The following is a 23,231-nucleotide window of genomic DNA, read 5'->3' as shown; positions in this document are numbered from 1 at the left end:
TTGAGGGACTTCCTTCGTGGACGCTCGTCCACGGCTAAAGAGGTTGTCGCGCAGGAGCTGGGGATTGATCCCGATCAACTCACTATCTCCACTGATTCCACCAACGTGGAGTTTCATAGCAGACGCTCTAAGCGCTCGCACCGTCAAAATGCGGAGGCCCGCTAGACATGGCCACCGCAGCTAAGGAAATCACACCTGTGGTCGCCTCGGTCTTCCAGATCGCTCCAGAGGACATTCAGGTAGACGACCGCATCGGCCTGTTTTGGCCTGACAAGGCGGCGGCGCTGGGCAAACTCATGGCGCTGGATGGGCAGCACGAGCCGATCAAGGTTCGGAAGAACGGCGCTCGCGCCAAAAAGCCTTGGACGCTGGTCGTCGGGCTGCACCGCCTAGAAGGTGCGAAGCTGGAAGGCTTCCGAGCGATCGATGCTATTGAGGCTTTTGGCGATGCCCGTCAGCTCCGCGACATTGAGGCTTCGGAGAACCTTCACCGTCGCAGTCTCGCGCCGATCGAGCGCGCCTGCTTTGTCCGGGCCGTCGCGGATGCCTCGGAAGCCCGGCTGAAAGACCAGCATGGCGATTTGTCACCAGAGCAGATCGCGGTTCGTGCCCGCTGGGACGCAATGAGGGCGAAAGCACCGGGCGTCGAGCGCGACGATGACCTGAACGAGGCTGAGGCAGACCATACGAGTGCCAACTTGGCACTCGTATATGGGTGGGCAGATGAGACTGCGGAGGCGCTGGGACTTTCGCGGCGCGCTATGTTCCGCGATCTCGCCCTCCACCGCGCCATCGTCGCGCCGTTTCCTGACCTTTACCGTGACCTTGCGAAGCATCCGGTGGCTGAGAATGCCTCGGCGCTGCGGGAGATCGCTGCGATCAAGGATTTGGCGAACCGCCGGTCGCTGATCGAAGGCCTGATCTCCAATCCCGAACTGACGCTTGCCCAAGCGAAGGAAGGCCTTGGCCTTTCCAGCTCGGCCGCACCGGCGCCGACCGGCGCGACCAAGTTCATGAACAACACCACAGCCAACCTCGCCCGCCTGTCGGCTGGCGATCAGGCGAAGATCGCCCCGGAAATCGTGAACACGATGAAGTCAAGCGCGCTGCTCGCCCTGCGGGCCGCGCTGGACGCCCGCATCCAGAAGGAAGGGATTGAGGCATGATCCGCCGCACTTTCCACAAGCATGATGTCCTTTGCGCTGCCGAGGGGTGCGACGTGCCGGTCGGCCGTGGACATATGTTCTGCAAAGGGCATTATTTCAGCCTTCCGCAGGAACTGAGAGATCAGCTTTGGGCAGCTTGGCGCGCGGCAATGGCCGCCCGTCGCGGCACCACCACGATCGCGGAGCAAGCCCGCATCAATCGCGAGTGCCGGCAAGCTTTCCAGAACTGCCGTGATTATCTGCGCTCGGCGCCGACGACATCGGCCGCTGCCATGGCCACGGTCGCGATTGCCGCCTCTGGTGAGCAGGTTCGCTTCGTCAACGGGAGGCGTCTGTGAGCAAGGCGCTTGGCTATCCGACCCGCACCGCTGCCGCGATCGCCCTTCAGGGACAGGGATATGGCAACCGGCAGATCGCCGAGGCGCTGAACATCTCGGTCAGCACCGTCAGCGCGCTCCTCGCCAGCGGCTACCGCGCCAAGAAGCGCGGCGGGACCGGCGCACCCTCCGAGCGCGGTAAATACGGCATGGGCACCGCGCAACTCGAAGCGCGGATCATGGACCTGTACGACGCGGGCTCCCGGCAGGGTGAGATTGCCAAGGCGCTGAATATCAGGCCGGAAACGGTCGGCAAGGTCGTCGGCTACATGAGTGAGGGCGCAACCGACCTAGCCTTTGGGCGGTGCGCTGCCGTCCGTGCATCAGCCTCGCTGCTGGCCGCCATCCAACGTCATCATCCGGAAAGGTGCGGACAATGATGCTCGGCCAGTATGTCCTTGCCATCCGCTCCAGCCTCGATAGCGGGGAGTCGCCACGCAAGATCATCGCGGCGCTGGAGCGCGACCACGGCGCCCAGCTCAAGCTGATCGGCGGCACTTACCACCTGTGCTTGGCCACCATCACCGGCACCAGCAGGGCCAGCGGCGATGTGCTGCTCGAAGCCTGGATGCGCGCAGCCCAGCGTCAGGTTGAACTGGAGCGCGCCCGATGAGCGCCGCTTCCCCGCGCCCCGATCGCCACCCGCAGGACTGGTATGTCGAACCGACATGGACCGTTCGCACGCTTGTTCGCGAGATCAAGCTCGACGCGGAATATACCTTCTGGGACCCCTGCTGTGGGCTGGGCACCATCCCCTGCGCGCTGGCCGACGCGGGCTTCAAGGCGATCGGCACTGATCTGGTCGATCGCTGGGATTCGCAGACGCTCGGCCTGCCGCACCTGTTCATGGGTGAGCATGATTTTCTCGGTGCGCAGACGCATCTGGCGGAGTTCTGGCCGCTTCTCAGCATCATCTTCAACCCGCCTTACTCCTACGAGGACGACATCGCAGAGCGCTGCGTACGTCGCGCCCTGAAGCTCGCCAGCGGCAAGGTCTGCGCCCTGCTGCCGATCCGGTGGCGGGCCAGCGAGAAGCGCTATCGCTTCCTCCAGGACGAATTCCCTCCGCTCGAAATTCTTGAGTTCTGCGACCGTCCATCGATGCCGCCGGGCACCGCGCTGCATGAGCGCGATCCGAAGACCGGCAAGCTGACCGCATGGCGGCGCGGAAAGACCGATTACGCATGGTATGTGTGGGACCGGCATATTCCCAAGCCGACCACCATCACCCGTCTCGTCGCGCCCCGCACGCCCGCGCAGAAGATCGCTGATCGCGACTATGATCTGCGGCGCGTCGGTGCGCTCCCCCAGCTGGAGATGGCAGCATGACGAACCAATCCGCCCAGGCAGATCGCTTCGCCCGCGCTCGGCAGGAATTTGCCGAGGCGATGGAACGCGGATGCACGATCCTGCAACTGCGCGAGCTGAAGGCAGCCGAGCGCCACGCCCTCCGCCAGCGCGCCCGCGTCGAGGTTGCCGATCACACCGCCGACCTGATGTCGCAACCGCCGCATCAGCCTGATTTCCTCGCGTTCGATGCGCACTGGATGATGAGGGACTGACGGTGGCGAAAGAAGCTTCTGCCCGGCTCCTCGCGGCCCTGCGGCGCCATCATCCTGACCGCTGCGGCCAGCCTTCCAACCTGAAGGCCGCTCCCGCGATCCTGACGCCCGCGACGATTAACCGTTTGCTCAGCTGGATGGATGCGCGCCGCGCAATTCCCCGCATTGGTGACGGTGTGGAAGGAGCCGGTTCCTGATGGTCGCCTATTCCTTCAAGGCTCAATTCGCCGAACCGATCATCACGCTGGAGAAGCGTCAGACAGTGCGCCGCTTGCGCAAGCGCCATGCCCTGCCCGGCGAAGCTGTCCAGCTCTACACCGCCATGCGCACCCGGCACTGCCGCAAGCTGCTCGACCGCGACCCCGTCTGCAAGGATGTGCGGCGCATCGACATCACCATTGCTGGCGACCACCCCGAACTGATCGCATCCATTGCGGTCGAGGGTCTGGCGCTGGACGATGCCGAGATCGAGACGTTCGCCTGGGATGATGGCTTCCGCCCGATGGCGGACGGTTCTTCTGCACGGCATCACATGGGTTGGTTCTGGCTCAACAGCCATGGCACCGGCCTGTTTGAAGGCGTCGTGATCCGATGGGAACCGCGCCTTGGCTAAGAAGAGCGTGCCCAGTCCTGCCCAGTTCGCCTTCACGTTCGATGCGCCGCAGCCCGCGACGCTTCCGGCGGCGCTGGCTGGCATGGATGCGCGCGTTGCCCGAACTGTCGGGGAAATCCTGAAGGACGATGATCGTGATCGGCGCGTCATCGCCGCTGAGATGACCGTCCTCCTAGATGAGGAAGTCACGAAGCTGATGCTGGACGCTTACGCCAGCCCGGCCCGCGACGGTCACAACATCAGCTTTGCCCGGATGCTGGCGCTAATTGCCGTCAGCAACCGCTTCGATCTGCTCGACCGCGAGCTGCGCGAAATCGGCGCGGCGGTGCTGGTCGGCGAAGAAATCCATGCGGCGCAGGTCGGTCATCTGCGCTCCGAAATCTCGAAACTTACGGCCCAGCTCAAACAGATCGAGCGCATGGCCCCGACCATCACAAGGAACCGTCGAGCATGATTGAACTGGGGGGTGGTAAAAGTTGGTTCACTGCAGCGGAGATCGCCGATCTCGCCCTTCCGGGCCTGCCGCGCAGCAAGCGCAAGGTGAACGAACGCGCTGACAGCGAAAATTGGGCGCTGAGCCTGGACGACGCCGGTGCGCCCCGCGCCCGGCCGCGCAAGGGGCGCGGCGGCGGACTGGAATATCATCTGTCCCTGCTGCCCGACGCGGCGAAAGCCGAGCTGGTGAAGCGGGGAATCGCATGGGTTCCCGCCAACGATGAAGACGCCGTGTCGATCGCTCGGCAGGCCCATGGCTGGGCTTGGTATGAGATGCAGAGCGACAAGGTGAAGGCAGAAGCCGTCCGTCGCGCGAGCATTATCGACATGGTTGAGCGGTTCCGGTCCACCGGCATGAACATGACGGCCGCCATCAACGCTGTCTGCACCGCCGAAATGGTCAGTCCCCAGACGATCTGGACTTGGCGCAAGCTGGTAAACGGCGTTGCCCGTCAGGATCGCCTGCCCGCGCTCGCGCCGCGCCGGAAGGGCGGCGGCCGGGAAGCCGATGTTGATGCCGGTGCCTGGGATCAGCTCAAATCGGACTATCTGCGCCCGGAGCGGCCAACCTTCAGCAGCTGCTATTGGCGGACGGTCAACCTCTACGCCGCGCCGCGCGGCATCACCCTGCCGAGCGAAAAAACGCTGCTGCGCAAACTGGAGCGGGAAGTCGATCCGCGACTGGTGATCGCGATGCGCAAGGGCATGGAGCAGCTCCGCGCCATGGTTCCCGCCCAAGAGCGCAGCGTCGCGCATCTCCACGCCATGGATATGGTCAATATCGACGGCCACAAGTTCGACGTGTTCGTCAATTTCGGGAAGGACCTGCGCGGCGAACCGATCATCGCCCGGCCCATCCTTGTCGGCATCCAGGACGTTTACAGCCGGATGATGCTGGCGTGGCGGGTGGGAGATACCGAAAGCGCGCTGCTCACCCGTCTGGCCTTCGCCGATCTGCTGAAGCGGCACGGGATTCCCAACCGTTGCCTCATGGATAACGGCCGCGCCTTCGCTTCCAAATGGATCAGCGGCGGCATCAAGAACCGCTATCGGTTCAAGGTCCGCGAGGAAGAGCCGCTGGGTCTGCTACCCTCGCTCGGCATCAAGATCACTTGGGCGCTGCCCTATTCGGGCCAGTCGAAGCCGATCGAGCGTGCATGGCGCGATGTCGCTGACATGATCGCCAAGGACCCACGCTGCGCGGGCGCATGGTCGGGCAACCATGTCGACAACAAGCCAGAAAATTACCGCGAGAAGGCCGTGCCCCTCGCTGCGTTCCTCGAAATTGTCGAGCAGGGAATGCGCATCCACAATGAGCGCGCCGGGCGCCGCACCGAAACTGCGCGCGGTCGCAGCTTCGCCGAGACGTTCGCCGAGAGCTATGCCGCCTCGCCGATCGGCAAGGCCACCGAAGAGCATCTGCGCCTCGCTCTGCTCACCGGCGAGCAGCTCCGTTCCGATCGCAAGAGCGGCGCCGTCACGATCGCGGACAATCGCTATTGGTCAGCCGATCTCAGCCGACATGCAGGCCAGCTTCTGACCGTCCGGTTCGACCCCGACGACCTGTCGCTGCCGGTCCATGTTTACGACCAGGGCGGCCAGTTCCTCTGCACCGCCGAGCGCTGGGACGCTTCCCGCTTTGACGACATGGGTGCGGCCAAGCGCACGGCGAAGCTGCGCGGCGATCTGCGCAAGCAGGTCCGCAAGGCCCGCGATCTGGAGGAGCTGCTGTCGGCCGAGCAACTGTCCGATCGGATGCGGATGGAAGTGGCGCAGACGCAGATGCCCGAACCTGCCGTCCTGCGCCCCACCCGGTTCCGGGGCAACGCAGCCCTCAAAGCAGTTTCAGAAGTCCTTCCAGCGGCTTCTCAGGACAGTTTCATCGAGCAGTTTTCCAGCGCCGTCAGCGGCCTGCGGCTGGTCGAGTGAGAAAGGGCCGTGGCGATCGAGTTCGAAGGCGCCCGCCACGGCCACCGAACGCGAGGCGAAGGTCATCGCCCCGCATCAGCACAAGGATGGTTAGCATGAACAATGTGAACGAAATAGAGGAGTCGCCGGACTTCATCAAAGACCAGCGGGACTGGCTCAATGAGCATAAGCAGGTCCGTGGCCTGAGCTGGGCGCAGCTTCACAGCCTGATCGGCCGCCCCGCCGCAACCCTGTCGCTGTTCTCCAGCGGCAAATATAATGGTGGCCCGGCGGCTGGCGGTAACGGTGAGATCGCAAAGCAGATTTATCGCTATCGCCAGACGCTGACGCGGCAGGCGGAACTGAAGTACGAAGCGCCGGAAATCCCCGGCTACTTCGAGACCCGCACCGCCAAGGAAGTGATGCATCTTCTGTCCTGGGCGCAGCGCGGCCGCATGACCCTTTGGGCGGGCGGTCCCGGCACCGGCAAGACATCGGCGGCGAAGGAATATGCCGAGCGCGCCAGCAACGTCTGGTATGTCGAAATATTGAAATCGACCAAGACGATTTCGGCGCTCTGCACCCGCGTTCTGGAAGCGATGCGGGACTTCACCGCGCCGCCCGGCACAGCTCGCATGTCCGCCTATGTCATGGGCAAGATGCGCGATACGCAGGGCTTGTTGATCCTGGACGACGCTCAGCACCTCGACGTTGACCAGATTGAGGAAGTTCGTGGCTGGTTCGATCTGACCGGCGTTGGCGTGGCCTTTCTCGGCAATGAGAAGGTCGTGTCGCGGATGGAGGGCGGCGCCCGCAAGGCCGAGTTCGCCCAACTCTACAGCCGCGTCGGCCTGCGCATGATCCGCTCGCTTCCGCTGCGGGATGATGTCGACGCTCTCGCCGCCGCCTGGGGCGTGGAGAACGCCGATGTGATGGCGATGCTTCAGAAGATCGGATCGCGACCAGGCGGCCTTCGCAGTTGCACTTATGCCATGGAACTGGCGGCGATGCTGGCGAGCGGAGAAAATAGCGAATTGGAGCTTCGTCACCTGGAACGCGCATGGTCGCAGCTCTCGACCCATCCGGTGGCGGCATGAGCGTCGAGGCAGAGATCGCGCACCTGAAGGCGATGATGCACGTCCGTTCCGACACGGCGCTGGCCGACTCTTTGCGGATAACCAAAGGCGCAGTGTCGACCTGGAAGCGTCGCGGCCGGGTCTCGATGTATATCATGCGGCGGGCCGAGTTGATGGTACAGCATGGCCAGATCGCGCCGGGCGACAGTATGGAACGCATCGCCTCGGAGATCGCGCTGCTGAGCGGACGGCTGCAAGACATGCGGTTCAGCAGCAAGCGACTGGCCGATGATCTGGAGCAGCTTGCAGCACGGGCGCGCGCCTTGGGCGGTGACACATGAGCCGGGTGCTGGAAAAGGCGCTGACTGCGCTGTTCACCGATCTGGAGACGGGCGAACTGATGGTCGAGGTGCAGGCCTTGCGCCTGGGCATCGGCCTTGGGCTGACCGTCGCCGCCTTCTTCCTGCTGTTCGGCTTTGCGTTGGGGGTGACACCATGATCGCCCTGGTCCAGCGGGTCACGATCGCCGCTCTAGTGGAGCGCGTGGCTTATGAGACCGGCCTTGCAAAGTCGGACATCCGGGGGCGGTGCAGGAAGCACAAGCTGTTCCGCGCCCGCGCCGCTGTCGTCTGGCTCGCTCAGCGCCTTACTCAGATGAGCAGCGTCCATATCGGCCGGCTCCTGGAGCGTGATCATTCGACCATCCTCCATGCCGCCATCAAAGCCGAGGTCATGCGCGAAACCGACCCGGCGTTTCGCCGCATGACCAACCGCATTCTCACCCATTTCCGCGATCTTCAGGAGGATTGAATATGCCTGCCAATGCCGCTGTCCGCATTGATGAGGACAAGTCCCGCAAAATCCTGCTCGCCAAGGTTCATCTGGCGAAGAAGCAACTGGGCCTGGACGGCGACACCTATCAGGGCGTGCTGATGCGCGTCGCCGGTGTCACCAGCGCCGGGAGCTGCACCGTCCCCCAGTTGCGCCTGGTCGTCAGCGATTTCGAGCGGCTGGGTTTCAGCTCCAAGGCTCGCAAAAGCAGCGGCGCGCCGCGCGCCGATCATCCGGTCGCGCGCAAGGCCCGCACAATGTGGATTTCGCTCGCGCTGCTCTGCGCGATCGACATCAACCCGTCCGCCGCCATCAAAAGCGATAAGGCGCTGGAGATGTTCGCCAAGCGCCAGCTCGGCAGCGAAAAGCTGCAATGGGCGAACCAGAGCCAAGCCGACAAGTTGATCGAGGCGCTGAAGGCGATGGCCGACCGCCATGGCTGGGATCATTCGATCAAGGGACTGGCCAAGGTGCACTATGTCCACGCGCTGAAGGTCCGCCTGTGCTTCGCCATTCTCGCCAAGCTGAAGCGCGCCGGATTGGCTGGTGAGGATTGGACGCTGGGACAGGCCGCGTTCCGTCTCTGCGGCATTAGCGACGGCAACAGCGCGTTGTGGTCGACGCAGGAACTGGAGCATATGTCCAACGCGCTCGGCCGCCATCTGCGCACCTATGGCGGGCGGGACGTGTTCAAGGAGGTTCGGCCATGAACCGCCGCGCCCAGCACATGCACCTCGCCTGGGAGTCGCAGCCGCTTCTGCGCAGCGCCGAGCCAGCCCGCCGCCGGTTGCTAATCGGCCTCCTTCCTGTCGCCTTTCTGGCCGGGCTGCTGCTCGGCCTGATGATCTAAGCGAGGCCACCGCACCGCGATGGTCGACCGGCTCGGACATGAACTGCTGGCCCTGCTAGGCGAGAGCGCGTTTGTCGCTCTCGCCTCCGCTTTTGGTGGCCGCCGTCTCTATGTCCCCGGCGCGATCGCATCGGATCATGAGATCGCCCAGGCGATCGGCGAGGACGCCGCCGCACGATTGTCGCGCCGCATGGCTCCTGCCGTCATTCGCGTCCCTCTTGCCCGCGAGCTGCGGGCGCGCCATTATCGCGCCGCTGGTTGCAGCAACGGCGAAATCGCCACGAAACTCGGCCTGACCGAAACCGGCGTCGACAAATTGTTCCGGAGGATGCAAAACGCTCCGGTTAAGGGTGAGGCGTCCGACCGCCAACCCTCTCTCTTTCAAGACGATCTTCTTGACCTCTAGCCCGCCTTGGCGGGCATGTAATCGCAGGGCCTAAGATCGCATTGCTTGGGCATGGCCCAAGCGCAAAACCTTCCCCAAACTTCCGCCGCGAGCGCCCGATCTGGAGCGCTAGCCCATGGCTGAAACCACCAACAAACCGATCGCGGCGATCGTCGCGACCGCACTGGTCGCTGCGCCGGTCGGCGTTGTGGTGAGCGATCCGGCGGCGGACGTTGCAACGGGCCTGATCCAGAAATGGGAAGGCACGAAAACCGTCCCCTACAAGGACTTGATCGGCAAGTGGACCGTCTGCACCGGCGAAACCCGCGTCGCGATGCGGACCTATTCGCTGGGCGAGTGCAAAGCCTTCCTGCGGAGGGCCATCCGAAGCGACTATGGCCTGGGCGTTCTGAAGTGCGCGCCCAGCCTTCAGAACACGGTCTATCAGCTCGGCGCCGCGATCAGCGTCGCCTACAATATCGGCGTGACCGCTTGGTGCGGCTCGACCATGGCCAAGCAGTTCAACGCCGGTGACTGGTTCTCTGCCTGTCAGGCGTTCGCGCTCTGGAACAAGGCGGGCGGCGTTGTCGTCACCGGCCTCGCCAATCGGCGCAATGACGAAATGCGCGCCTGTTTCACCAACCTTTCGCCCGAACGCACCCTGACCCCCAAGGTCGCGGCGTGAAGGGGCTTCTCACCGCAATTCGCCTCATCTTTGGCGTTGCTGGACAACTGCTAGTGGAGGTCGCGCGCTGGCTTCTGGCGGACCTTCGCCGACTGGCGATCGTCGTCCTGATCGCGCTGTGCATCTGGTTCCATGGGCAGGCCAGCAGCAACCGCGATCTAGCGCAGTCTCGCAAGGCGCAGGCTGGGCGCTGGTATCAGACGTTCCGAACGCAGAAGGCCGAGATGTTGAAGCTGGTGGGGCTGATCCGGGAAGCGCGTCGGGAAGCGGCAAACAAGGACCGCGAAAACGACGCCCGCGTCCAGCGGGAATGGAACGCCCATCTTCAGGAGGTGACGAATGACTATCGGACGGATGTTGTGGCTGCTCGCGCCGAGCTTGCTCGCAGGCTGCGGGACGCCAGCCAAAGATCGAGTGCAGGCAGCGCTGCCAGTGGTAGCGGAACAGCGGCACTGTCCAGCCTTTCCACCCTGTCCGCCGGAACTGTGCGGCCCGGTGAAACGGCCATCGTGGATGTCGCCGACCTCGGCATCGGCACCGACAACACCGTAACGCTCGAACATCTGATCGACGCCTGGAAGCGGGCGGCGGCGATCGACGTGAACGGCCAGCGCTGAGAGGGCCGTGAGAAATGTTTTCAGCACCTGACCAAACGGGGGAATTTGTGAGTTCTGGAGGAGCCTTTCCGGCGATCCTTGCGCTGATGCTCAGCGCCGCGAACATGCTTTGGACATGGCACGCGAAAAGCCAGTCGGCTGCGGCCGATCGGGTCAAGAAGGTTGAAGAGGGTCAGGGCGAGCTGGAGAATCGCGTCCTGAAACTGGAAGCCGATTTCCGGCACCTTCCGACCAAGGAAGATTTGTCGGCGGTGTCGCTCCAGGTGGAGCGCGTCCTCGGCAAGGTCAGCAAGCAGGAAAGCGAGATCACGTCCGTGGCCCGCACCGTCAACCGCATCGACGACTATCTGCGAGAGAAAGCATGAACTGGGAAGAAAAGAACGCCGAGGACGGCCGTCTGGTCATCCTGAAGGAACTAGCTGCGCAGGTCGATGGCCGGTTGAACGAAGTCTCGCTGATGAACGTCCTCGACGCCTTCGCGATCAAGCGCTCACGCAATTGGGTGCGGACGCAGATGCGCAAGCTCGCCGAGCTGGACGCCGTGCGCATCACCGAGGCCGGAACGGTCATGATCGCGCAGATCACTTCGCTGGGCCGGAACCATGTCGAGCGCCGCGAGATCATCGACGGCGTGTCGCGTCCCTCCGACGATGCCTAAGCAGCGCAAGCGGCGCGGCCTGCGCAAGGTCCAGCTGGTGCCCGCAAGGGCGCTTCCGCTGCTGAAGGAAGCGGGCGTGATGCTGCCCGATGGCGAACCGGAGATCGTCTATGGCTATCTCGATCGGCAGGGCGGCCCGCGCCGCATCATCGCCCGTTACCCTGGCGGCTGGCGCGCCGATCTGCGCATCCGCGTCGATGGCAGCTATTCGCTGACCCAATCCCTGAAGCTCAAACTCACGACGCAGAAACCGGAGGGCGCATGAGCGCAGAGGAAACCGATCGCCGCGAAGGCCGGGGGCGCCTGTCCACCATCGATCAGCTGCCGGTGGAGGCAGATGAGGATATCGCTTGGGCGCTGGAGCAGCTGCGCGGTCGATCGATGCCGCAGACGGCCATCGTCATCGAGTTCAATAAGCGGCTGGCCGATCGGGGAATCGCAGGCGTCAGCAAGTCTGCGTTCAGCCGCTGGTCGGTGCGCAAAGCCATCCAGTTCCGCAAGCTGGATGAAGTGCGCCATATCACCTCCGAGATCGTCGGCGACCTTGGCACCGATGGCGCGGATCAGGTGACGGTCGCCGTGGCCGAGATGCTGAAGGTCGCCATTTACGAGCTGCTCGAAGCAGGCACGGCCGACAGCAAGAGCGTCATGGAAATGTCCCGCGCGCTCACCTCGGTCGTGTCGGCGCAGAAGACCTCCAACGAGCATCGCAAACGGCTGGAAGATCAGGCACGCTCCAAGGTCGAACAGGCTGCTGAGAAGGCTGAGAAGGTCGCGACCGAAGCGGGTCTCTCGGCCGAACGCGCCGCGCAAATTCGCCGCGAAGTGCTGGGGCTGCGGATATGACCGATTTCATCTCCTTCCTCCAAATTCTCGGCGTCGGCCTGGGCGCTGTCGGGCTGACGGCCGCCGTTACATGGCTGGGGATCAGGCAGGCCGATCGCGCCGTCGCGGACTTCTTCCAGGATGACGACGATGCCGGATAATCCCGCGCCGATGATGCCGCAGCCGTCGCCGGTGCCGGTCGTGATGACGCGCAACCCGGACAAGCTGCCGGGCGATCTGCCGCGCGGGTTTGAGCTGCCGGAAGATCATGATCCGCTGGCCGATGGCATCCTCATGGATCACCAGAAGGAATGGCTGGAAGATGACGCCGACCTGAAGCTGGGCGAGAAGGGCCGCCGAACCGGCATCACCTATGCGGAGGCGCTGGACGATACGATCATCGCGTCGTCGGCCCGGTCAGCCGGTGGCGATAATGTGTTTTACATCGGCGACACCAAGGACAAGGGGCGCGAGTTCATCGGCTATGTCGCCCACTTCGCCAAGGTCGTCGCGAAAGAGCTGGTCGATGTCGAAGAGTTCATGTTCGAGGATCAGCAGGAGGATGGCAGCTCGCGCTTCATCAGCGCGTTCCGCTGCACCTTCGCATCCGGCTATCGCGTCGAGGCGCTTTCCTCCAGGCCAGAAAATATCCGTGGCCTTCAGGGCGTCGTCGTCATTGACGAAGCGGCCTTTCACAAGGACGTGCGCGCGGTCCTGGACGCGGTCAACGCCCTCCTGATCTGGGGCGGCCGCATACGGGTGATCTCCACCCATAACGGCGTCCTCAACCCGTTCAACGAGCTGATCCGCGAGGCGAAGGCCGGAAAGGTGCCCTTCAGCCTGCACTTCATCCCCTTTGCCAAGGCGGTGACCAATGGCCTGTTCAAGCGCGTCTGCCTGACGCGAAGCAAGCCCTGGTCGGAAGAGGCAGAGCGCGAATGGGAAGCGAAAATCCGTGGCGCCTATGGTGCCCGCACGGCGCAGATGAAGCAGGAGCTGGACGCCATCCCGGCCGACGCGGAAGGGGCCGCCCTGCCGCGCGTCGTGATCGAGCGCTGCTCCGATCGTTCCATTCCGGTCGTTCGCTGGCATCTGCCCGACAGCTTCAAGGAAGCCGATCCGGCCATGCGCAAGGGGCTGACAGAAGAGTTCCTGCTGCGCCAACTCCGCCCGCATCTGGATCGCCTCGACCCGCGCCGCCGCCACGACTTCGGTATGGACTTTGCGCGCAGCGGCGACGCCTCCTCGCTCATCGTCAACGAGCTGACGCAGGACCTCGTCCGCCGGGGGCGCCTTGTGATCGAGCTGCGCAACGTCCCGTTCGAGACTCAGCGCGATGTCGTGTTCTTTGTCGGTGAGGCGCTGCCGCGCTTCGGCCACGGCGCGTTCGACGCCACCGGCAACGGCGCCTATCTCGCGGAAGTCTCGCGGCAGAAGTGGGGCGCCCGGATCACGGAGATCAAGCTCAGCCAGGAATGGTATCGCGCCAACTCCCCGGCCTATGTTGAAGCCTTCGGCGACAACTCCATCATCGTTGCGGCCGACGATGACATCATCCGCGACCACCAAGCGCTCCAGTTCGTCAACGGCATCATCAAGGTGCCCGACGATATGCGCTACAAGGGCGCGGACGGTCTCGATCGGCACGGCGACAGCGCGATCGCCGGTATCATCGCTTGGTATGCGTCCCGCCAGGGCGCGATCGACTATGGCTATCAGCCGGTCGCGACCGCGCCCCGCCAACTGGACGGCGCCGAGGCCGACGACTGGGACGGCGAAGAAGCGCCCCGCGATTGGTGGCGGCCGCCGCTTGGCACCCGTTTCCGGGGGCTGTCATGAGCGGGGCGCTCAGAAGCCCCAGAAACGCCTTGGGAGCGCTTCAGGCGCATCCGGGCGTCCCAAACCCACTTACGGCCCTCAGCGGCCTCTTAGACCCTCTTAAATCGCTCTTGTTTGGAAAGGGACCGCGTCCATGACGGTGCTGGTCGATCATCGCGGGCAACCGCTGCGCAAAGAAGTCCTGACCCGCGACGTGGCGGCGCCGACGCTGGCCGGTGTCCGCTCGCCCATGTCGGGTTATCCGGCCGATGGCCTCAACCCACGCAAGCTGGCGCGGATCATGCGCTCGGCTGACCTTGGCGACCCGCTTTCCTATTTCGAACTGGCCGAACAGATCGAGGAACGCGACCCGCATTATGTCGGCGTCCTCGGTACTCGCAAGCGGTCGGTGGCGCAAATCGATGTCACGGTCGATGCGGCGAGCGACGATCAGCGCGACGTGGAGATCGCCGACATGATCCGCGCCTGGATCGATCGCGACGAACTGGCAGACGAGACATTCGATATCCTCGACGCGATCGGCAAAGGCGACAGCTTCACCGAAATCATCTGGGACACCAGCGCCGGTCAGTTTCAGCCGACCCGGCTGGAATGGCGCGATCCGCGCTGGTTCACCTATGACCCTTGCGACGGGCGGACGCCGCTGCTGCGCGGTGGCGAGGATGGCAATGGGCAGGATTCGCCGCTGCCGCCGTTCAAGTTCATTCGGCATCAGGTCAAGGCGAAGTCGGGCCTGCCGGTTCGATCGGGTATCGCCCGCATTGCCGCGTGGGGCTGGATGTTCAAGGCATTCACCCAGCGCGATTGGGCGATCTTCACCCAGACTTACGGCCAGCCGGTTCGCATCGGCAAATTCCGTGCTGGAGCCAGCAACGAGGACAAGGCCACGCTGTTCCGCGCCGTCGCGAACATTGCGGGTGATATGGCAGCGATCGTGCCGGAAGGCATGGAGATCGAGTTTATCGAGTCGAAGAATGTCGGACCCGGCTCAGAGCTTTATGAGAAGCGGGCGGACTGGCTGGACCGCCAAACCTCCAAGGCGGTGCTGGGCCAGACGACAACGACCGACGCCGTTTCGGGCGGTCATGCCGTGGCGAAAGAGCATCGCCTTGTGCAGGAGGATATCGAAACCGCCGATTGCAAAGCTCTCTCCGCCACGCTGAACCGCGATCTGGTCCGCACATGGGTCGATCTCGAATATGGGCCGCAGAAGGCCTATCCGCGCATCCGCATTGCCCGGCCCAAGGCAGAGGATGTGACGGGATTGGTCGATGCACTGGAAAAGCTGGTCCCGATGGGGATGCGGGTGCAGGCGAGCGAAATCCGCGACAAGCTCGGCCTCTCCGATCCTGATGCGAAAGCTGAATTGCTCCGAGCGCCAGCATCCCCGGCGCCGATCGGCCAGCCCGGCTCGCGCCTGCTCCAGTCGCTTCAGGCCGCAGTCACTCCCCCTGCTTCGGTTATCCCGGCAGACGCGATCGGCGATCGTCTGGCGGATGAGGCCCGACCCGACATGGCGGATTGGCTGGAGCAGATTGAGGCGATGCTGGCTGCGGCAAATGACCTGGGCGAATTTGCCGAGATGCTGCGCACGGCCTTCCCCCAGCTGGACGCCGCGCGACTGGCGGCGAAGATCGGCGCCGGACTGACCGCCGCGCAAGCCGCCGGGCGCTTCGATGTCGAGGAAGGCGGCGCGGATGCCTGATCAGCCTAGCGCTGCCGCCGGTGTCCTGCGGCGGCCCTTCACCGAACAGGTCGCATTCTTTCGGGGGAAGCTCGGCAATCTGGTCCCGACCGAACGCTGGGACGATCTGGAGCGGGACCAGCATGACACCGGCTTCATGGTCGCAGGCGCGGCCAAGGCTGATCTGCTCAGCGACCTTGCCGCCGCGGTCGATCGGTCGATCAGCGAAGGCAAGAGCCTGGACGCATTCCGCAAGGACTTCCGGTCTATCGTCGCGCGCAACGGATGGCACGGCTGGACCGGCGAAGACACCAAGGGCGGCCGGGCATGGCGCACGCGCACGATCTACCGGACCAACGCATCTACCAGCTATTCGGCAGGCCGCTTCGCGCAGCTGCTGGAGGGCAATTTTCCGCTTTGGGTCTATCGCCATGGCGGATCGAAGGAGCCCCGCCCTCAGCATCTGGACTTTGACGGCCTCTGCCTGCCGCCCGACCATCCTTTTTGGATGATCTTCTATCCGCCGTCCGATTGGGGGTGCAGCTGCTATGTCGTCGGCGCGCGGAGCGAGCGGGCAGCGCGGCGCCTGGGCGGCGATCCCGACAAAAAGCTGCCGGAAGGCTGGGACCGCATCAATCCCCGAACCGGCGTGCCCAATGGTGCAGGCCGGAACTGGGATTATGCGCCGGGGGCAAGCGTTGCGCCGGTCGTCCAGGCGGCTGCCGAGAAAATCCGCCACTGGGACTATCGTATCGGCAAAGGCTTCATGGATAGCGTGCCTGAAGCGGCGCGGGACGCGCTCGCCGAAAGCTACCGCGCGCTGCCATCCGTTGCGGACGATGCCCGCCGCTATGCCCGGCGCGTCTGGGGCGAGAGCGAAGGCACGATCGAACCGCTGCGGACTTTGGGGCTGTTGGGGCAGCGGCAGTCCCGCGCGATCGCGGACGCGGCGACGGACGACCAGGCGCCGCTGGACCTATTCGATTTCTCCATTGCGGGCCACGATCTCGAGCATGTCCGCAAGGCGCACGGATCTGATCAGACCGAAAACCCACGCGGTCAGCGCGCCGTGACGCCCGACGATTTCGCGTTGCTGCCGAAGATTATCGACCATCCCGACGCGATCGAGGCGGCGGGCGTGTCGAACAGCGGGGAGCAGCTCGTCAATTATGTGAAGCGGATTGGCGGCGAAACCTATGTCGCGACCTTTGCGATTCGTCGGCGCAGGCGGACGATCGCGCTGGTGACCATGTTCGTGCGGAAAGGGAGAAGTGGAAGCGCGTCCCCGGCCTAACGTCTGAGCGTCCCGCGCATGAACGCGGAAGGCCGATGCCCGTGCTTCCATGAAGGGTTATAGCGATGATCAAGGTCGAGTTCAAATATACGGCTGTTGGGGACGCGCTGCGCGAGACTGCCGCGCGCCTAGACGACATGACCCCGCTTCACCAAGGCATCGGCGAATATGTCGTCAACGCCACCAAAGAGCGGTTCAAGAAGGGCGTAGCGCCTGACGGTTCGGCATGGGCGCCCAAAAGCCCGGTTACCCTTGCCAACTATCTCGCCAAGGGCGATGGCGCCCGCCCCGATCCGCTGATTGGTCCCACCCGGCGCCTGTCCAACGAGATCGCCTCTCTGGCATCGCCCAGCGGCGTCGAAGTCGGCTCCTCGCTCGAATATTCGGCCGTCATGCAGGGCGGGGCGCGCAAGGGGGCATTCGGGAAAGACGGCCGGGGCCGTCCGATCCCCTGGGGCAATATACCCGCCCGCGTCTGGCTTGGCCTGTCGGATGCCGACGAAGCCGCCATCATCGACATTGCCGATGAATATCTCGAGGCCGAGTTCGATCAGCGGGGCTTCAACGCGCCGCAATAATCCTGATCGTTTGATTTCGGGCGCGGCTGGTGGCAAGTTGCCAGCGCGCCAAATGCGCCAAAAACCCCGATAATCCGGTCTATTGCCCGCCTTGACGGGCATGTTTTGCCATGCGTCCAGCAGGCAGAACAACGGCATGACGAAGCCGTCCTCCTCTGTTGCCCTCTGCTCCGCGCTCGCCTTGGCTGATGCCGCCAGCGCGCCGGAATGGATCCATCTGCTGCCAGCCGGGCCGATCTTCACCAATGACGGCCGGGGACCCTATCGCGTCGCTGATGTCGTGGCGCTGATGTCCAGTTCACTGCGCAATGGCGACAAGCTCGTCCTGGACGAAAACCACGCAACCGATCTGGCGGCGCCGCGCGGCGAAGAGGCCCCGGCTCGCGGCTGGATTGTCGAGCTTCAGCATCGGAGCGATGGCGTCTGGGGCCGTGTCGAATGGACCGACACCGGCCGCCAGAAGATCGAGGCCAAGGAATATCGCGGCGTCTCGCCGGTCATCCTGCACCGCAAGGACGGCACGATCGACGCCGTGCTGCGCGCCAGTCTCACCAACAAGCCCAATTTTCAGGGTCTTACGGCCCTTCATCAGGAGGAAAGCATGGATTTTCGTGCATGGCTGATCGAGGCGTTGGGCCTCGACAGCACGGCCGACGACGCTGCCATTCAGGCAGCGCTGAAGGCCAAACTGGACGCGAAGGACGGCGCGGGTGCCGATGTCGCTCTCCAGTCCGCGCTGGCGCCGATCGCGTCCGCGCTTGGCTTGACGACAGGGGCGGACGCCGCCGCTGTTCTGGCCGGTGTCCAGCAGCTGCGCGCTGGCGACGGGTCCGATGCGCGCATCACCGCTCTCCAGTCGGAGCTGGCCTCGGTCACCAATCAGCTGAACACTTTGCAGAGCGACGGTAAGCGCACGGCGGCTACCAGCTTCGTGGATGCCGCGATCGCGGCGGGCCGCGTCGGCGTGAAGCCGCTGCGCGACGACTACATCTCCATGCACATGGAGAACCCCGGCCGGACGGAAAAGCAGATCAATGCGATGCCGATCCTGAAGGGCGCGGCCACGCTGACCACGACGCCTGGCGTCGAGGCCAAGCCCGGCGATCTGACCGACGCCGATCACGCCGTCATCTCCCTCATGGGCCTCGACCCGGAGGAATATAAGAAATCGCTCGCTGCGGCGGGCCAGCAGGAGGCCCGCTAATGGCTGCTTTGACTGCCGACCGTAACACGCCGCTGCGCACCGCAGGCGTGGAAAGCCACCCCGTCAAGGGTGCCACCACCATCTTCGCCGGAGCGCTCGTCTGCCTCGACGCCAGCGGCCGGGCCGTTCCCGGTTCGACGGCAACCGGCCTGATCGTTCGTGGCCGCGCCGAAGAGAATGTCGCCAATGCCGGGGCGGACGGCGCGGAGAATGTGAAGGTTCGCCAGGGCATCTTCCGTTGGGCCAACAGCGCCTCGACCGACGCCATCACCCGCGCCGAGATCGGCGATCCTGCCTACATCGTGGACGATCAGACGGTCGCCAAGACGAACGGCACGAACACCCGGTCGGTGGCGGGCACCATCCGCGACGTGGACGCCCAGGGCGTCTGGGTCGAAACCCTCTGAGGAGCCTCTTAGAATGATCATCAACGCCGAAAATCTGGCGGCCGTTCGCACTGGTTTCAGCACGGCCTTCGCCAAGGGTCTGGGTCAGTCCAAGCCGCTCTTCCAGCGCGTGACGACCGTGGTGCCCTCCAGCACCAAGGAGCAGAAATACGGATGGCTGGGCAAGGTGCCCAATGTCCGCGAATGGATCGGCGGCCGCGTCGTCCAGAACCTTTCCCAGGGCGACTATGCGATCCGCGAAAAGCCGTGGGAACTGACGATTGGCGTCGACCGCGACGACATCGAAACCGACAATATCGGCGTCTATTCGCCGCTGTTCGAGGAAATGGGCCAATCCACTGGCGCGTTCTGGGACCTGCTGGTCTGGGCGCTTCTGAAGGACGGTTTCACCACGCCCTGCTATGACGGCCAGAATTATTTCGACACCGATCATCCCGTCCTGGACGCGGCCGGTGCGATCACTTCCGTCGCCAACACCGATGGCGGCGCCGGTGCGCCCTGGTTCCTCCTGGACGTCAGCCGCGCGATCAAGCCGGTCATTCTCCAGAAGCGCAAGGACTTCAAATTCGTCGCTCGCGACAAGGACACGGACGACAACGTCTTTGACCTCAACGAGTTCAAATATGGCGCCGACGCCCGCGCCAATGTCGGTTTCGGCTTCTGGCAGTTCGCCTGGGGATCGAAGCAGACGCTGGACGCCGCCCATTATGAAACCGGCCGTGCCGCGCTGACCGGCATGAAGGGCGATCATGGCCGACCGCTCGGCATCAGTCCTAATCTCCTGGTGGTTGGGGCGTCGAACGAAGGCGCCGGCCGAAAGCTGCTCCAGTCGCAGCTGGTCAATGGCGGCGAAAGCAACCCCTGGGCGGGAACGGCCGAACTGCTCGTCTGCCCGTGGCTCGCCTGACCATGGCGGGCGCGACGAAGAAGGTGGCGGCTGGGGCGGTTACGCCGACCCCTCCCGCAGCCGACAAGCCGCCGGTGGTCGAAAACACGGCCGCCCAGGTCAACGAGGTGCTGGAGACCCCGGCACGGGTCGCAGAAACCGCCCCTCCGGCGGTCCCGGTTCATGTCTCGATCGACGCTCTGATCGAGGCGCTGAGCAGCGGTTCCGATCGGGCCGAAACGGCGGGCCTGCGCGTCGTCGGTCCCCGCAAGGGTCGCCGCCGCGTCGGTCGCGCCTTCGGGCCGGAAGCCGTGGTCATTCCGCTGATCAACCTCGGCGAGGATGAACTGCGCTCGATCGACGGCGATCCCGAACTGTCCTGGTCCGTGGTGCCCTTGGCCCCAGCGGACGAAGAAGAAGGCGACTGATGTCCTACGCATCCCTCCAGATGCTGACCAAGCGGTTCGGTGAGCGGGTCCTGATCCAGCTCACCGACCGGGCGGAAGTGGCCGCCGGCGAGATCGACACCTCGGTTGTCGACCAGGAGCTGGTGAACACCGATGCCGTCATCAATGGCTATCTGGGGAATCGCTACCGCCTGCCGCTCGATCCGGTGCCCGAACAGGTCACCGATCTCGCGCTGTCGATCGCGATCTACAAGCTGCACGTCTATGCGCCTGATGAGAAGATCAAGGCCGACTATCAGGACGCGCTGCGGATGCTGCGGGACATTTCGGATGGGAAGGTCAAGTTAGACGCTGCGGGGGTGGAACCAGCGTCGTCCGGGGCGAGCGGGGTCCAGTTCATTGATCGTGAACGCCCGCTCTCCCCGGAAAGCATGACCGGTTTCATCTGATGTTCGAGGCCGTCAAAGCGCGGCTGGCTGACATCGCGGCGCTCGAACGCCGCATCCAGCCCGCCGCGAGTCTCAGCGAGCTGATCGCCCAAAACCGCCTGCCACAGGTGACGCCTGCCGCCTTCATTCTCCCCTTGGGGCTGCGGGGCGGCCGGGCCGACGCGGCGACCGGCATTTACCGCCAGTCGATCGCTGAAATGCTGGGCGTGGTGCTGATCCTGCGGAGCGCGGGCGACGCCACCGGCGCCAAGAGCGCGGACGCCCTGACCCCGCTGCGCAATGCCGTGATTGATCGGATTGTCGGCTGGGCGCCGACCTCCGGTTGGAATGGCAGCGAGACGATCGGCGTCTTTACCCTCTCGCGGGGCGAGCTGATCAGCATGTCGGCCGGGGCGCTTGTCTACCAGCTCGACTTTTCCGTCGATGACCAAGTGAGGATTTGAACGTGGTTCGAAAGACTTCTGAAACTCCCGCCCAGTCGGGCGAAACGCCGGTCAGTCCGGCATCGGATGCCTCCGACGATACGCGGGTAATTTTGCACCGCGTATCGGAAGACACGCCTGGGGCTCCCCAACCGATCGTGGCTACCGACGCCAACGGCATTGAGCGCCCGCTGACCGGCGGAACCTTCGTCCGCATCGACGGCAAACTCCAGCGCAGGGAGGCGTAATTGGCCCTCGAACCTATCAAGTGGCGCAGCAAGATCATTCTGGTGAAGCCGGAAACGACCTACGGCGTCGACCCTACGCCGACCGGCGCCGCCAACGCCATGCTGCTGACCGATGTGCAGTTCCAGCCGATGGAAGGCCAGGACGTAAGCCGCAATCTGGAGCGGCCCTATCAGGGCGCCCAAGAGGACCTGCCTGTCGGCCTCTATTGCACGCTTTCCGGTTCGTTCGAACTGGTTGGCAGCGGCACGCTGGGCGAGGCTCCCGCCTGGGGGCCGATGCTGCGCAGCTGCGGTGTTGCGGAAGTCGTCGAGGCAGGCGTCTCGGTCGAATATTCCCCGATCTCCGAAGGGCAGGAAAGCGTCGCAGCGCATTTCTACATCGGGCCGAACCGCTATGTCCTGCTTGGCGGGCGCAGCACGGCCCAGATCACGCTCAACGCACTGGGTATCCCGGTTTGCCGCGTGACCATGACCGGCCTCTTCACCGTGCCCAGCGTCCAGACGCGTCCCACGGTCGACCTGAGCGCCTTCAGGGAACCTCAGGTCGCCAGCAAGGCGAACACACCTGTCTTCACGATCGGCGGCACTTCGTTTGTCATGCGCAATTTCAGCCTCGACCTCGCCTGCGATGTGCAGGCGCGCATGTTGGTCGGCCTGGAGCGCATCGTCATCGTGGACAAGAACGAGCGCCTGACCTGTCAGGTCGAGGCGGTCCCGATGACCACCTACAATCCGGTGTCGAAGGCGCTGACGCCCAAACCGCGCCAGCTGATCAATCTCGAACACGGCACCGTGGCGGGCGATCGCGTCAAGATTGAAGCGGGCGCAGCTGCACAGGCTCGCTTCGCGGGCGGCACCGAAAATCAGGGTGTCGAAGAATGGCCGCTGACCTTCTCGCCGCTCCCCACCGATGGGGACGACCAGTGGAAGATCACGCTGACCTGATCCGCAGGAATACCGAGGGGCTTTGACGGCGGGGCGGCTGAGGTCCGGTTCGGCGCCCGCAACAGCCCAATGACCATACGGGCCGACCGTGACGCGCGGCCCGACCAACTACCCCCACCCAATGAGGAGTCCCCATGTTCATTGTCGATCTCGACCCGCAGTTCACTCACGCCGTCAAGGTCAAGGTTCCCGTCGACGGCGGCCACAAGGAAGAGACCTTCAAGGCCACGTTCCGCGTCATCCCGACCGATGAGATGGGCCAGTATGACCTCAGCGACGGCGAAAGCTCGGCGGTCTTCCTGCGCCGCGCCATCGTCAGCATGAGCGAGCTGGTCGACCGCGACAAGGAGCCGCTCTCCTACAATGACGATCTGCGCGATGAGCTGCTGCGCCGCCCCTATGTCCGCAGCGCGTTGGCGCGGACCTATTTCGAGGCGGTGACGGGCGCGAAGTCGGGAAACTGAAAGACGCCGCCCGGCACTGGGCGTCGGGCGGCCCCAAGGATTTGAGCGAGGCACAGGGAGACGCGGACAGGTTCGGCCTCCCTGCCGAGCTGATCGAAAAGCTGGACAGGAAAGAGCCGGGATTCCCGATATGGCCGGAAAACATGCCGATCGCGAATGCGTTTCTTGCGGTGTCCAGCCAGTGGCGAACCATCCCGCTCATCAGTGGCCGCGTGCATTGGCAGGGGCTGGACTATGCGGGCGTCAGCGCCGGGCTGGACCGCGCCGCCATGTCTCTCTCCCCGTCGCAATGGATGGGGCTTCAAATCATGGAACGCGCCGCAGCGGCCGCGATGAACAACTCTCGCGGGTGATTG

The 23,231-nt window shown here is 64.4% G+C and carries 38 protein-coding genes; all 38 read left to right on the top strand.

Annotated features, from left to right (window positions below; all coding sequences use genetic code 11):
- Positions 1-167: 167 nt before the first annotated feature.
- The 38 genes from HHL26_RS04785 (at position 168) to HHL26_RS04600 (ending at position 23,228) form a co-directional block, all read left to right on the top strand.
- Positions 168-1,166, top strand: coding sequence for a ParB N-terminal domain-containing protein (locus HHL26_RS04785; protein WP_169575937.1), 999 nt, complete (start codon positions 168-170; stop codon positions 1,164-1,166).
- The gene (locus tag HHL26_RS04780; RefSeq protein WP_169575936.1) at positions 1,163-1,504 is read left to right on the top strand and encodes a hypothetical protein; all 342 of its coding nucleotides are present in this window, start codon (positions 1,163-1,165) and stop codon (positions 1,502-1,504) included. Before HHL26_RS04785 ends, HHL26_RS04780 begins: the two co-directional genes overlap by 4 nt.
- Complete coding sequence (locus HHL26_RS04775) at positions 1,501-1,923, top strand: response regulator transcription factor (RefSeq protein WP_169575935.1); 423 nt, start codon at positions 1,501-1,503, stop codon at positions 1,921-1,923. The genes HHL26_RS04780 and HHL26_RS04775 overlap by 4 nt, the downstream gene beginning before the upstream one ends.
- Positions 1,920-2,156: a hypothetical protein gene (locus HHL26_RS04770; protein WP_169575934.1), complete on the top strand. Its 237-nt coding sequence runs from the start codon at positions 1,920-1,922 to the stop codon at positions 2,154-2,156. Before HHL26_RS04775 ends, HHL26_RS04770 begins: the two co-directional genes overlap by 4 nt.
- The gene (locus tag HHL26_RS04765) at positions 2,153-2,872 is read left to right on the top strand and encodes a hypothetical protein (RefSeq protein WP_169575933.1); all 720 of its coding nucleotides are present in this window, start codon (positions 2,153-2,155) and stop codon (positions 2,870-2,872) included. The genes HHL26_RS04770 and HHL26_RS04765 overlap by 4 nt, the downstream gene beginning before the upstream one ends.
- Positions 2,869-3,105: a hypothetical protein gene (locus HHL26_RS04760; protein WP_169575932.1), complete on the top strand. Its 237-nt coding sequence runs from the start codon at positions 2,869-2,871 to the stop codon at positions 3,103-3,105. Before HHL26_RS04765 ends, HHL26_RS04760 begins: the two co-directional genes overlap by 4 nt.
- Positions 3,106-3,107: 2 nt before the next feature.
- Complete coding sequence (locus HHL26_RS04755; RefSeq protein ID WP_169575931.1) at positions 3,108-3,302, top strand: hypothetical protein; 195 nt, start codon at positions 3,108-3,110, stop codon at positions 3,300-3,302.
- The gene (locus HHL26_RS04750; protein WP_169575930.1) at positions 3,302-3,718 is read left to right on the top strand and encodes an ASCH domain-containing protein; all 417 of its coding nucleotides are present in this window, start codon (positions 3,302-3,304) and stop codon (positions 3,716-3,718) included. The genes HHL26_RS04755 and HHL26_RS04750 overlap by 1 nt, the downstream gene beginning before the upstream one ends.
- Positions 3,711-4,172, top strand: a complete 462-nt coding sequence (locus HHL26_RS04745; protein WP_169575929.1) for a hypothetical protein — start codon at positions 3,711-3,713, stop codon at positions 4,170-4,172. Before HHL26_RS04750 ends, HHL26_RS04745 begins: the two co-directional genes overlap by 8 nt.
- Positions 4,169-6,142: a transposase domain-containing protein gene (locus HHL26_RS04740; RefSeq protein ID WP_169575928.1), complete on the top strand. Its 1,974-nt coding sequence runs from the start codon at positions 4,169-4,171 to the stop codon at positions 6,140-6,142. Before HHL26_RS04745 ends, HHL26_RS04740 begins: the two co-directional genes overlap by 4 nt.
- A gap of 95 nt (positions 6,143-6,237) precedes the next feature.
- A complete protein-coding gene (locus HHL26_RS04735) occupies positions 6,238-7,218 on the top strand; it encodes an AAA family ATPase (RefSeq protein ID WP_169575927.1) in 981 nt (326 codons plus the stop codon).
- Entirely contained in the window at positions 7,182-7,538 is a 357-nt protein-coding gene (locus tag HHL26_RS04730; protein ID WP_169575926.1) for a helix-turn-helix domain-containing protein, read from the top strand. Before HHL26_RS04735 ends, HHL26_RS04730 begins: the two co-directional genes overlap by 37 nt.
- Positions 7,535-7,696 carry a hypothetical protein gene (locus HHL26_RS04725; protein ID WP_169575925.1) on the top strand — a complete coding sequence of 54 codons (162 nt, stop codon included), beginning with the start codon at positions 7,535-7,537 and terminating at the stop codon, positions 7,694-7,696. Before HHL26_RS04730 ends, HHL26_RS04725 begins: the two co-directional genes overlap by 4 nt.
- Positions 7,693-8,007 (top strand): helix-turn-helix domain-containing protein, encoded by a 315-nt coding sequence (locus HHL26_RS04720; RefSeq protein WP_169575924.1) that lies wholly within the window; start codon positions 7,693-7,695, stop codon positions 8,005-8,007. The genes HHL26_RS04725 and HHL26_RS04720 overlap by 4 nt, the downstream gene beginning before the upstream one ends.
- 2 nt (positions 8,008-8,009) lie before the next feature.
- Positions 8,010-8,738: a regulatory protein GemA gene (locus tag HHL26_RS04715; protein WP_169575923.1), complete on the top strand. Its 729-nt coding sequence runs from the start codon at positions 8,010-8,012 to the stop codon at positions 8,736-8,738.
- The gene (locus HHL26_RS04710) at positions 8,735-8,878 is read left to right on the top strand and encodes a hypothetical protein (RefSeq protein WP_169575922.1); all 144 of its coding nucleotides are present in this window, start codon (positions 8,735-8,737) and stop codon (positions 8,876-8,878) included. The genes HHL26_RS04715 and HHL26_RS04710 overlap by 4 nt, the downstream gene beginning before the upstream one ends.
- A 19-nt stretch (positions 8,879-8,897) precedes the next feature.
- A complete protein-coding gene (locus HHL26_RS04705; protein ID WP_206377339.1) occupies positions 8,898-9,284 on the top strand; it encodes a hypothetical protein in 387 nt (128 codons plus the stop codon).
- A gap of 115 nt (positions 9,285-9,399) precedes the next feature.
- The gene (locus HHL26_RS04700; RefSeq protein ID WP_169575921.1) at positions 9,400-9,948 is read left to right on the top strand and encodes a lysozyme; all 549 of its coding nucleotides are present in this window, start codon (positions 9,400-9,402) and stop codon (positions 9,946-9,948) included.
- The gene (locus HHL26_RS04695) at positions 9,945-10,565 is read left to right on the top strand and encodes a hypothetical protein (protein ID WP_169575920.1); all 621 of its coding nucleotides are present in this window, start codon (positions 9,945-9,947) and stop codon (positions 10,563-10,565) included. The genes HHL26_RS04700 and HHL26_RS04695 overlap by 4 nt, the downstream gene beginning before the upstream one ends.
- A 47-nt stretch (positions 10,566-10,612) precedes the next feature.
- On the top strand, positions 10,613-10,930 hold the full coding sequence (locus tag HHL26_RS04690) for a DUF2730 family protein (protein ID WP_169575919.1): 318 nt from the start codon (positions 10,613-10,615) through the stop codon (positions 10,928-10,930).
- The gene (locus HHL26_RS04685; RefSeq protein ID WP_169575918.1) at positions 10,927-11,223 is read left to right on the top strand and encodes a hypothetical protein; all 297 of its coding nucleotides are present in this window, start codon (positions 10,927-10,929) and stop codon (positions 11,221-11,223) included. Before HHL26_RS04690 ends, HHL26_RS04685 begins: the two co-directional genes overlap by 4 nt.
- Positions 11,216-11,488: a hypothetical protein gene (locus tag HHL26_RS04680; RefSeq protein ID WP_169575917.1), complete on the top strand. Its 273-nt coding sequence runs from the start codon at positions 11,216-11,218 to the stop codon at positions 11,486-11,488. The genes HHL26_RS04685 and HHL26_RS04680 overlap by 8 nt, the downstream gene beginning before the upstream one ends.
- Positions 11,485-12,069, top strand: coding sequence for a DUF3486 family protein (locus HHL26_RS04675; RefSeq protein ID WP_169575916.1), 585 nt, complete (start codon positions 11,485-11,487; stop codon positions 12,067-12,069). The genes HHL26_RS04680 and HHL26_RS04675 overlap by 4 nt, the downstream gene beginning before the upstream one ends.
- Positions 12,066-12,209 carry a hypothetical protein gene (locus HHL26_RS04670; RefSeq protein WP_169575915.1) on the top strand — a complete coding sequence of 48 codons (144 nt, stop codon included), beginning with the start codon at positions 12,066-12,068 and terminating at the stop codon, positions 12,207-12,209. The genes HHL26_RS04675 and HHL26_RS04670 overlap by 4 nt, the downstream gene beginning before the upstream one ends.
- Positions 12,199-13,887 carry a hypothetical protein gene (locus tag HHL26_RS04665; protein WP_240962337.1) on the top strand — a complete coding sequence of 563 codons (1,689 nt, stop codon included), beginning with the start codon at positions 12,199-12,201 and terminating at the stop codon, positions 13,885-13,887. The genes HHL26_RS04670 and HHL26_RS04665 overlap by 11 nt, the downstream gene beginning before the upstream one ends.
- A 133-nt stretch (positions 13,888-14,020) precedes the next feature.
- Positions 14,021-15,592: a DUF935 domain-containing protein gene (locus HHL26_RS04660; RefSeq protein ID WP_169575913.1), complete on the top strand. Its 1,572-nt coding sequence runs from the start codon at positions 14,021-14,023 to the stop codon at positions 15,590-15,592.
- Positions 15,585-16,865 (top strand): phage minor head protein, encoded by a 1,281-nt coding sequence (locus tag HHL26_RS04655; protein WP_169575912.1) that lies wholly within the window; start codon positions 15,585-15,587, stop codon positions 16,863-16,865. The genes HHL26_RS04660 and HHL26_RS04655 overlap by 8 nt, the downstream gene beginning before the upstream one ends.
- 65 nt (positions 16,866-16,930) lie before the next feature.
- Positions 16,931-17,443 (top strand): phage virion morphogenesis protein, encoded by a 513-nt coding sequence (locus tag HHL26_RS04650; RefSeq protein WP_169575911.1) that lies wholly within the window; start codon positions 16,931-16,933, stop codon positions 17,441-17,443.
- Between the two features lie 136 nt (positions 17,444-17,579).
- Positions 17,580-18,647, top strand: a complete 1,068-nt coding sequence (locus HHL26_RS04645; RefSeq protein WP_206377338.1) for a phage protease — start codon at positions 17,580-17,582, stop codon at positions 18,645-18,647.
- Entirely contained in the window at positions 18,647-19,054 is a 408-nt protein-coding gene (locus tag HHL26_RS04640) for a hypothetical protein (protein WP_169575910.1), read from the top strand. The genes HHL26_RS04645 and HHL26_RS04640 overlap by 1 nt, the downstream gene beginning before the upstream one ends.
- A 13-nt stretch (positions 19,055-19,067) precedes the next feature.
- The gene (locus HHL26_RS04635; RefSeq protein ID WP_169575909.1) at positions 19,068-19,961 is read left to right on the top strand and encodes a Mu-like prophage major head subunit gpT family protein; all 894 of its coding nucleotides are present in this window, start codon (positions 19,068-19,070) and stop codon (positions 19,959-19,961) included.
- The gene (locus tag HHL26_RS04630) at positions 19,949-20,368 is read left to right on the top strand and encodes a hypothetical protein (protein ID WP_169575908.1); all 420 of its coding nucleotides are present in this window, start codon (positions 19,949-19,951) and stop codon (positions 20,366-20,368) included. Before HHL26_RS04635 ends, HHL26_RS04630 begins: the two co-directional genes overlap by 13 nt.
- Positions 20,368-20,796, top strand: a complete 429-nt coding sequence (locus HHL26_RS04625) for a DUF1320 domain-containing protein (protein ID WP_169575907.1) — start codon at positions 20,368-20,370, stop codon at positions 20,794-20,796. Before HHL26_RS04630 ends, HHL26_RS04625 begins: the two co-directional genes overlap by 1 nt.
- Positions 20,796-21,239, top strand: coding sequence for a hypothetical protein (locus tag HHL26_RS04620; protein ID WP_169575906.1), 444 nt, complete (start codon positions 20,796-20,798; stop codon positions 21,237-21,239). The genes HHL26_RS04625 and HHL26_RS04620 overlap by 1 nt, the downstream gene beginning before the upstream one ends.
- 2 nt (positions 21,240-21,241) lie before the next feature.
- A complete protein-coding gene (locus HHL26_RS04615) occupies positions 21,242-21,466 on the top strand; it encodes a hypothetical protein (protein WP_169575905.1) in 225 nt (74 codons plus the stop codon).
- Positions 21,467-22,411 carry a hypothetical protein gene (locus tag HHL26_RS04610; protein ID WP_169575904.1) on the top strand — a complete coding sequence of 315 codons (945 nt, stop codon included), beginning with the start codon at positions 21,467-21,469 and terminating at the stop codon, positions 22,409-22,411.
- Positions 22,412-22,545: 134 nt separating this feature from the next.
- Complete coding sequence (locus tag HHL26_RS04605) at positions 22,546-22,875, top strand: hypothetical protein (RefSeq protein WP_169575903.1); 330 nt, start codon at positions 22,546-22,548, stop codon at positions 22,873-22,875.
- A 41-nt stretch (positions 22,876-22,916) separates the two neighbouring features.
- The gene (locus tag HHL26_RS04600; protein WP_169575902.1) at positions 22,917-23,228 is read left to right on the top strand and encodes a DUF1799 domain-containing protein; all 312 of its coding nucleotides are present in this window, start codon (positions 22,917-22,919) and stop codon (positions 23,226-23,228) included.
- The last annotated feature ends 3 nt before the right edge of the window (positions 23,229-23,231 follow it).

The sequence above is a fragment of the Sphingobium sp. TB-6 genome (genome assembly GCF_012927365.1).
Lineage (GTDB): Bacteria > Pseudomonadota > Alphaproteobacteria > Sphingomonadales > Sphingomonadaceae > Sphingobium.
The sequence above is the reverse complement of the archived record's forward strand: the minus strand, read 5'-3'. Positions and strand labels throughout refer to the sequence as shown.